Consider the following 1,052-nt stretch of genomic DNA (forward strand, 5'->3'; position numbering starts at 1 on the left):
TCCAGTGCAATCGTAGCTTTGCCATCTTTGTAATGAACGACATTGCTATTCGCTAAACGAAAGAAGTCTTCGACTTTTTCTTGTGGTGTGTGACGAGGGGCTCCGTGGTCATTTGTGACGTAGAATTCGTTTAAGGATGTAGCAAAAATGTCGTTAGGCGAAATAAATAAATCCGAGGTGACGCTCTTTAGTAAGGTCGCTTTATGCGAGCTTTCAAGCTCAAAAATATCGATTTGATGAAACGTAGTGCTTGGATGATTTACGACAAACAGATAGCGTTTTCCATTTTCTTTGAGAAGGGAAATTCCATGCGGATGAAATGCCTCTGGATAATTCGCTTCTATTTTAACCGGAGGAGGGTTATCGCTATTCAAGTCTTTTACCCATATAGCTCCTGGTGTTTGCGGGGCTGTGCCATATTTTAGGTAGTCGCGGCGAGCGTCTGTGGCAATGAATGCCTCCCCAGTCGCTAGGTCAACAGTGATATCTTCTGGGCCAGCCTCAATTGCGACAGGTGCGCAGTAGTCAGTATTAACGTTAGCGATATCGTAGCCAAGATTCATGATTGGCCAGCTACGCCAAACAAAAACAGCAATGGTTATGAGGAATATGAATAATACAAGTTTTAGGATGTTCATTGTTATTATCTTTTATTGTTATCAACACGAGAAATCCTTATCTCATGCTTATTTCGTTAGCGCTTCTTAGGAGTCCATGCCCATACCATTTCCATTAGAATCGGCTCTTTCCCATCAGCATCTGTGACCGTAACGGATACGGTTGTTTCACCCTTATTGGATGATGTAATAAGCTTTATTTGTTCATCAGTTAAAGAAGCTTCTGCACGCATATTGCCTTTAGCTCGCTTAACATAGTCTGCCTTTATTGTCTTGATTACCGGAACGCAGTCGTCTGAGATGTTCATTCCTATTAGGTAGCCTGTTGCAGATTCTGCAATCAGAATGCTGGCAACAGCATGAACCGAGCCAATATGATTTTGTACAGACTTTTTGTTGGTGAGCGTTACGGCCGAACGGTTCGTCGTTAGTTCT

2 protein-coding genes are annotated in these 1,052 nt (G+C 42.6%); both read right to left on the reverse strand.

From position 1 onward, the window contains the following. Window positions 1–638, reverse strand: a 638-nt coding sequence (locus A3762_RS18180) for a hypothetical protein (RefSeq protein WP_197469373.1), incomplete at its 3' end; no start/stop codon positions are given. 56 nt (window positions 639–694) lie between these two features. Continuing rightward, on the reverse strand, window positions 695–1,052 hold a 358-nt coding region (locus tag A3762_RS18185; RefSeq protein WP_068756989.1), incomplete at its 5' end, for a DUF4442 domain-containing protein.

The sequence above is a fragment of the Oleiphilus sp. HI0125 genome, assembly GCF_001635355.1.